The 8,204-nt window shown below is 35.1% G+C and carries 6 protein-coding genes and 1 pseudogene; all 7 read right to left on the reverse strand.

The genetic code is table 11. The annotated features are described in order from the left end of the window. Positions 1-241: 241 nt before the first annotated feature. Positions 242-490, reverse strand: a complete 249-nt coding sequence (locus K339_RS0109390) for a winged helix-turn-helix domain-containing protein (RefSeq protein ID WP_028523369.1) — start codon at positions 488-490, stop codon at positions 242-244. Positions 491-1,108: 618 nt separating this feature from the next. Beyond that, positions 1,109-1,768, reverse strand: coding sequence for a recombinase family protein (locus K339_RS0109400; protein ID WP_028523370.1), 660 nt, complete (start codon positions 1,766-1,768; stop codon positions 1,109-1,111). A gap of 1,503 nt (positions 1,769-3,271) precedes the next feature. Continuing rightward, positions 3,272-3,475, reverse strand: coding sequence for an IS66 family transposase (locus tag K339_RS33140; protein ID WP_037299863.1), 204 nt, complete (start codon positions 3,473-3,475; stop codon positions 3,272-3,274). A gap of 7 nt (positions 3,476-3,482) precedes the next feature. Beyond that, positions 3,483-4,658 (reverse strand): annotated as a pseudogene (locus K339_RS37865) (IS66 family transposase). Between the two features lie 24 nt (positions 4,659-4,682). Beyond that, positions 4,683-6,635 carry a lanthionine synthetase LanC family protein gene (locus K339_RS0109425; protein WP_028523374.1) on the reverse strand — a complete coding sequence of 651 codons (1,953 nt, stop codon included), beginning with the start codon at positions 6,633-6,635 and terminating at the stop codon, positions 4,683-4,685. Positions 6,636-6,689: 54 nt separating this feature from the next. Continuing rightward, positions 6,690-7,364 carry a glycosyltransferase domain-containing protein gene (locus tag K339_RS0109430; RefSeq protein ID WP_028523375.1) on the reverse strand — a complete coding sequence of 225 codons (675 nt, stop codon included), beginning with the start codon at positions 7,362-7,364 and terminating at the stop codon, positions 6,690-6,692. Between the two features lie 127 nt (positions 7,365-7,491). Further along, positions 7,492-8,204, reverse strand: a 713-nt coding sequence (locus tag K339_RS37485) for a DUF6734 family protein (RefSeq protein ID WP_169731838.1), incomplete at its 5' end; no start/stop codon positions are given.

An 8,204-nucleotide genomic window follows, 5' to 3' on the forward strand; every position in this document is an offset into this window, starting at 1 on the left:
TAAAGCGCTATCGAAAACAAATTGAAAAGACAATTGATCAGCCAGCTATCTCCAAGTGACGGTTTTTGTACGAAACGGCAAAACTACCCAATATTTAGGGATTAGGCCAAAAGTTATACCTAGCTTTACAATAACTATGTCTCTAAGTGAATTTAAAAGTATTAATTAATATTATGTATCTCCCTGAAATAGCTTGACAAATTTAAGATGATTTTTGATTACCATAGGTCTTTGAATTTTTTTAAAATTCTTCTATGGCCCCAGCTTGCTGGCAAACATTGACTGGACGGCCAGTTTTTAGTTTGATTTTTAGGCGTTTACATAAGTCGCTTACGCCGCCAATAGTATAACCTACGCCCAAATTATTTTTTAAATAGGCTTGTATGTCGGCTAATGTTTCGGCTTGGTCATCTAGTAAAAATTGACGAAGTTGGGTTATCTGAACACTACTTAACTTACCCCAATATCCCCAAGATGGCTTTTTTTGCAAGCCTGCAAGTCCTTCTTGCTGGTAAATGCGCCAAAGCCGTTGGGACTAACGTTCACATAAACCAATCAATTGACCAGCACCAGATTGTGTTTTTGCTTCGCCGCTTTTCAACAAGCGAATAAAACGCACTCGATCTCTAATCAAAGACAAGGAGCTCTTGCGCTCTTGTTCTAAGAGGTAGTCTATGCTTTCGTGTATCTTTGAGTCGTAATTCATAATGCAAATATACGCCTTTCCATTTCTGAATTAGTATTATATTTTTGCGTGTTATTGGGCAGTCTTGCCAATAACTCTCAAATATGCGAAAGTTTTGCGGTAAATTTTGTATGGTATTATGCATGTCGTACTTTTTGTATTGTTGAGTATCTATCCAAGGCTTTTTATTTAATGTCGAATGCCACTTAAAGCAAAATGGTATAACTAATCTCCTTAAAAAAATTATCAAGTGGTCAATGTTCTGTCTCTGCCTACTTTAGGTTTGTTTTGGGTTTCGCCTTTTACCTCTTAAAGTACGAAAAACTCCTACCATTTTTGGTTATTTCCAATCTCAAACCTTGACCTTTTAAAGGTTCTGGCAGTTTTGCTTTCGTGCTACACATAGATAATACGAAAACTAAATTACTCATTTTTGCGCTCCAATAACCTATACACCGCTTTTCCATCAAACAATTTTTGCCGTCTAGTCAAATAGTGCGATTGATTTAGCTTATCTGCTATCGCTTGAAAGGTCATGCCCATATTCCTATATAATATCGCAAGCTCCGTGGCCTGAACATTCGCTTTATGGGTTTTGGCGTTCTCAATTCTTATAGTCCGCCCTTTATCAATAGCCAATTTGGTTAGGTTCTCAGGTTTACCAAGTTTAAATCCTTGCGCTTTCTTTTGAGCTAACGCTGCTTTTGTCCGTTCCGAACCACGTTCTGCTTCATGCTGGGCAAATGTTACCATAATACCTACGGTGAGTGTATTCGCATCAGGTAAATCACAAGCCACGAAGTCTACCCCTGAATCCCTTAGTGTCATCACAAACGCCACATTACGACTAAGGCGGTCCAGTTTGGCAATCAACAACTTTGCGCCAAACTTTTGGCAACTTCGAATTGCTTCCAACATTTTGGGTCTGGCACTTTTTCGGCCGGACTCTACTTCAGTATGTTCCTCTAAGATTACATCCCCTTCCCGTAGAAAGCGTTCAACAATCATTTTTTGGTCGCCGAGTCCTAGGCCGCTTTTGCCCTGGCTTTTGGTAGAGACACGGTAGTAGCAAACATATTTCATATTCTACCTTATGTACATAAGTAAGTGTTCCACGGTCATTTTTGTAAATATACACTGTTTGTGGCGTTTTACAAACGACCGTTCTTAAAATGCCATAAAATTAATCTTGCCTAAAATGTGTATCAAAAAGTCAACCTTCCCGCAAAAATCAGACATTGATTTATGAGATTGCAATTTGAGGTCGGTAATGTATTGGTTGGAAAAAGTTTTGAGCAGCTAGAGACTGTCTCACAAAGTACCCGTTTTTTGAGACGGTAAATTTGGATGAAATTGTCAGGCGAAGTCGTGATTGCCACATGATAACATTTTTAGGTTTTTCTTGTAATAAAAGAAAGATTTCAGCATACTTGTACTGCCAATGTTGTGGCTTGAAGTGCGACCGTAGCACCATCGACAAATCACTGATTATCAATTTGAAATAGTATGGCAATGTTGCGTACAATAAATAGTTGGGCGCAGGGTCTGTGCAGTTAGCTTGTGCGTTTGCCGTTTTGCGGTCGACAGGTAGCAGGCCGCTGGTAGCCGTCAGGTGGTACGTTGACAAGTTCTGGTTGACAATCGATACGTCCCTGTTAGGGGAGTTGTAGTTCGTCAGGGCACTTGCGTTTGACAGGTCGCACGTCTGATTGATGCAAGTGTCTGTCAGTGAGCTTATTCCTGTTTCGCTCTCGCGTTGGGTGGCCTCGGTTGACAAGTGGCACGCCTGAGCAAATGAGCTTGAACTCATCACGTCAAAATAAGATGTAACTTTTAACCTCAGTAATATGCAACTCTCACAAGAAGAAACAGAACAGATAGTAGGTGGCACTCCATGTTCATCCTTGACAATTTCTTTTAAGAAAGATACTCCCCCTATCGCACTTCTCGAAAGAATATTTGGAGAATTTCCACAGGAATTGATTGAGGATAGTAGCCTTGAATCATCAGAGGGCATAGTCACTTTTGAAGCACGGTGTTATGACAAGACTTGTTTTACTCCAACACGTGAGCCATATGCCTGTCATGTTATCTGCTTTTACAGTCCTACGGGCACAAATTGTTATGGCCCGTTTGCAGGTACTTGTGTACCACCTCGTCCAGGTCATTAATTTCAATGCCCCCCGCATAAATTGTTATAGTCCGTGCAAGTACTTGTGCGTAATTTACTCGCTCCGCGTTGTCACCTTTCTGGCGACAGGCCGCAGGCCCCGAAGGCAGGCAACAGCCCAACGGAGCCAAGTGTGTAAAGGTCAGAGTGATCTCTGTTTCGTGGCTTAACTCACTCACCCTCAGTTATTTGGGGTGGGTGCAAGTCCATAGAGTGCGTAAATGCCCGCGTTCAGGTGACAGACAGAGCGTCCCAAAGGCCAAGTTATAGGCTTCAAATCCGAGTCGCTTCTGACAGGCATAATTTCTTGATTTCATTAGCATAAAGTGCAACTGTACCGATTTAAACTCTTGGTTATTTCGGTACACTTTTGCTTGTTCAAGATACCCTACTTATCATAAAATTTATGTACCTGTTTAGGTAGCCCATTGAAATCTTCCCCCAAGAACATTCTCCATATTGAGGATAATGTTTTGTTTCATTTTGCGAATTGTAGAAATAAACCCAGCGATACGGGCATAGGCAGTCGCTCCGCTGACGCGACCAAAGCAGTTGCTGACTTTTTGTTTTACTTTAACAGCCATTAAATCCCGCTCGGCTTGGTTATTCGTAAAAGGCACCCCCGACTCAAACCGGGTCGCCGGTGCGAGCAAATGCGAGCACAGCTTCTTGATGGCACATCAAGCGCTGTAGCAAATTGCGGCCCTTGGTTCTTTTGGGTTTACCCAAGCGAGCGTCAGGTTTGAAAAAGGTGATAGCAGGAGGTTCTTTCAAGCCAGCCTGCTGACAAATTTGTTGGAAGTTCACTCTCCAATGTGTCTGTTGGTCAAGACCAATCGGCCCATGTCGAGTGGCTTGATAGGCAGCCATCAAGTACTCCTGCATGGTTTTAGCCCACTGACGTCCCTGCTCAATGAGCGCTTGCAGTTCTCGTAATAAATGCGCTCCACAGAGGCTATGGCGACCATTGCCTACCGTAAAATACGACGCCCAGCAGTCGTGGACAGTCCTTTTGTCACAGGAAAAATACTTTCCTGTGACAAAAGGACTTGTTGGCCGCGTTTGTCATGAACAAAAAAGCTCATTGCTTGCTAAATGAAGCCATTTCAAACCTCCGTCAACCCGCAGACCCGTTTCATCAAAATGGCAGACAGGTGCTGACTTGAGTTGTTCTTTGATTTGAGTTTCTATCGGCAATAACTGCTCATAAAGCTTGGTTTGAGCATTTGCCAATGTAGCTGGATTATAGCTACAACCTATCAGATCAGTCCACAATTGGCTTATCTTTGAAAAAGGCAAACGATAATCAACGTTGAGCACAATACTTTGAGCATGAATACGGGGTCCATACTGAACCGGAGCCACTACATCGGCAGGAAATTGGCCTGTTTGTTCACAACCGCATTGGCAACGACGGGCTATTGCCTGATGCTCATCTACCCACAAGCGAGTAGGGGGTAAATCAAAAACTTGGCGACGAGCAACCACTTCTCCTTCCCCTTCGAGGGCAAGACCGCAACAACAACAATGTGTGGCGCGATGAGTATGAATTTGGTCAGGATTTGCTACTAATTGTAGAGTTTTACCCGGATGACCGCTTTGTCCTCCCGGCTTTTTTCCTGCCGGTTTGATAAGAGGCTTTTTTGCATAGCCTTCACTGGAAGGTGGTTTATGAGAGTTAGAAGAGTTTTGGTTAAGTTGGCGACGCAAGTCAACATTTTCCCCCTCTAACTCTTCGATACGAAGCAGTAGACGGTTAATCAGCGCTTTTAAGTCTGCTATTTCTTTAACCAATTCTTCCATAAATTTACCTATGCTTATTCGTACCTAAATAGTTACCAAAAAAGAATATTTAATAATAATCATATTTTTTATCATTAAGTAAATAATAGAAAATAATTTTTGTTTTAAAAAATCCATCTGATCTACAGTTTTAACATTAACATAATTATCAGCAATTTTACTTACTAAATCAGAGACAATTATTCTCTCACGAGTTAAAGAGTATATTATTTCCATAATAGGAGTACACTCAAATTTTAAAATTCCATCGTGAGAAGCAATAAGAAACAAAGATTTTTCAGATAAAAAACTCTCATTTAAAAGAAGGCAATATGGGTTATTAATAATCTCCATATTTTCAATTGATAAAGTACTATTATTTAAATCTCCAATTATTTCTAACATATACTTTAATCGAAAAAAAGAAACAATTCTATTATTTTCAGATTGCAATTTTATTATTTTAGATTCTACCCTAAATGTCTTTAATAAAAAATTCAATCCAATACCTTGTTTTATTAAATTTGTTTTAAAGTTATTATTTAATTTTGTTATGGACATTTTTTTAACATCAAATAAGTGTTCCATAAAACTACCATAAGATCCAATTATATTTTCTTTTAAAAGTTTATAGGATATAGTATATGAATTAGTTAAAATTATTCCATAAAGGCTCTGCTCAGTTAACTTAATATTTTTGTAATTAGGCGGTATTTTTTCCATATGTGAATTTAAATATGGAAATAGTATTGATTCAGTTGAGCTTGAAGTTAAATACCTAATAATAAAATGTCCAATTCCAGAAATACCCATAAACATACTAGAATCTTCATAATCTTGTATATCATAGCCAGATTTATAATGCACAAATGAGTCTTTTTCATCAATCATTTTAGACAGTATTTTAGTTACCACACCACGATATTTTTTTGAATTAAACACTTCTGAAGCAAATAAATATGTTTCAGCATTACCGCAGATACCATGACATAAAGTATAAGAAGGAAGGTCTATGGGAATTGTATATTTGTCTAATGTTTTTTTGAAAAGACTAAAGTATTTTCTTACACCAAGCTGATGTGCACGTATTCTTGTCAATAGAATACCTGGGCTTCCATGACACCAAGCACTCATATAATTTACTTTATAAAAATAACTGATATCAGTAGTTTTAAATTTTTCGTACATCAATTGAGGACTATCAACTTTACGAAAATCAGGCCACTCGTTAATTGAGCTATTAAATAAATTATCTTCATAGTCTAAACACCATTGAGCCATTTTAGAAAACGCTGGATTTCCAAAATAATTAAAAAGTTCAAGGAATGCAAAAGCAACTCCAGAAACTCCATGGCTTATTCCACAAAGCGGTTTTTTTACATTATAAGATTCATCAAAATAAATACCTATATCTGACAAACGAGCTTTAGCTAAAAGCTGTTCAATAGTGTAGTCAATAGAATCTAAGAGTCTAACATCTTGTGTATTGTCATATATTTTGAGTAATGCAATAATAACTCCAGAGAATCCATTTAAGTATTCACATGGAGTAGAATTCTGATTGAAAAAATCTTTAGAAGAAATAGCAATACTTATGGCGTATTCGTAAAACAAATCTATTTTACAAACTTTAGAAAGTTCTAATAAGGTAGTAGCTACGCCCAAATACCCACTAAGATAAGTATAATTTTTATTCTCATCATTAAGGTAAGAATAAATTAAATATCTTCCTGATTTTTCAAGAATATCAAGATATTTTTCGTCATTTGTTAAATTATATATTTTTATAAAAAAAAGTGCAATGCCAGATGTTCCTGAATAAATAGAATAGTTCTCACACAAGTTATATGTTGTATTACCATAATTATCTATTCCAACAGATATACCTTCCCAGAAACAACCTTTTTCTGAAATTATTGACTTGTCAATAAGCTTGTCAGCAATCCTAATTGCTTCATTTATTAACGCAATATTCAAATTATTTTGTTGATTTACCATTTTTATTTGCTAATTAAATATTTATTATGAATCAATTAAAATTAATAATAACTCTTAAAGCCAAGGAAGCCATCTTTTAAAACTTTGACTAAAAAACACATGTTTTAATAAAAGTGAATTAAAATGAAAATGACAAGGATAAGTTTTGGTTTTCATGTTATAAATCTTTTTCCCCCTTATTTCAAAAATGCCTAAAATATTATTAACTTCATTTAAGGCTATTTGCTCCCATTCTTTATATGGTAATATATTTTTTAAGCCAATTATTTTATTCAATTGATTTATTTCACTAGAAAATGTTTGAAAAATCTCCGAATTATGGTCTATTTCAATATCAAACATTTTATTTAAATAAACGTTAGTCCAAAAATACTGATTACTCCATGAATAAATTTCGTTGCTAATTTTATCTTTACCATCTCCACTAAAATAAAAATCATATATTTCAAGTAAATATTTTGATTTAGAAATAAATCCACCAGAATTTAGAAAATTATATTCTCCTTTTTTTGAAGGATATAGATCTTTAAGAGTGATATCAGGATGACAATTTATTTCACCAGAAAAAACTATATTCCTATTGAATGATTCATATTTTTTTAATATATCGTTTTCATTCCCCAATATAACTGAATCATATCCATCGCAAAATAAAACGATTTCATTTCTTGGTCTGCTAAGTAAAAAATTATAAAGAAGATAATCCTTCTGTTTATAATTTGTCCACATAGACTGGTTAGTTATAATAGGGTAAAATGGTAAGTTAAAGTATTTACATGATGATTTTAGCCCTAATACATACCCTTTTTCATTAGTGTTGCTTATGCAAGTGGTGACGATCATAAATTAAGATTACTTATGGATTTTTCAATTCAATTGCTCCTATAAAATAAAATTCCTTTAATTTTGTATTTACAAAATTAATAAACGTATACAATTCAGAGTTATTATTTATCTGAAAATGTATTTTAATGCTTTTAATTAATTTGCTAAAAGTAATTTGTTTTTGACTATTTTTAACTATTAACACTCCTAAAAAATCTAAATCATACTTGCGCGTTAATAAAGGAGAGTATTGATCTAATCCAAGAATATAAGGTTTATGATCATTTACTTTGTATATAAATTTTGAAGAGTTAAATTTTATATATAAAAAATCTTCCATAACAGGTTTTTTGAAAAAATGTTTTCCTCTTTCAAAATTTATTATTCCATTTATATATTCATTAGCTAAATTATCATTTACTAGCCATTGATTTTTTTTTGAGAATGGGGCTTCCTTTATTTCATTGCAAATTTTCTCAAAATAGAATAAATTGCCTTTTTGGTAAAATATATTATGCGTTTTCACTTTAGATTCTAGTGTTCTTTTTATAATTCTATAGTACATGTGAGCATTTTCACTTCTTAAGTGTTTTGCAATTAAGGTACAAAATGAATAACTTCTTTTAAAACCTCCCATTAAATGTATATAGTCAAAAGAGAATGGAAGTTTTTGTGAAGTATTAAAGTCTTTATAACTTGGATCGGAGTAAATATTATTTGATACATACTTAATGGTTTTTTTTT

It is taken from the genome of Runella limosa DSM 17973 (assembly GCF_000482465.1).
GTDB classification, from domain to species: Bacteria; Bacteroidota; Bacteroidia; order Cytophagales; family Spirosomataceae; genus Runella; species Runella limosa.

Bases quoted from the DNA above. Each gene is read 5' to 3' on its own strand.
- K339_RS0109400 (WP_028523370.1), bottom strand. From the start codon at position 1,768: ATGAAATATGTTTGCTACTACCGTGTCTCTACCAAAAGCCAGGGCAAA.
- K339_RS0109425 (WP_028523374.1), bottom strand. From the start codon at position 6,635: ATGGTAAATCAACAAAATAATTTGAATATTGCGTTAATAAATGAAGCA.
- K339_RS0109430 (WP_028523375.1), bottom strand. From the start codon at position 7,364: ATGTGGACAAATTATAAACAGAAGGATTATCTTCTTTATAATTTTTTA.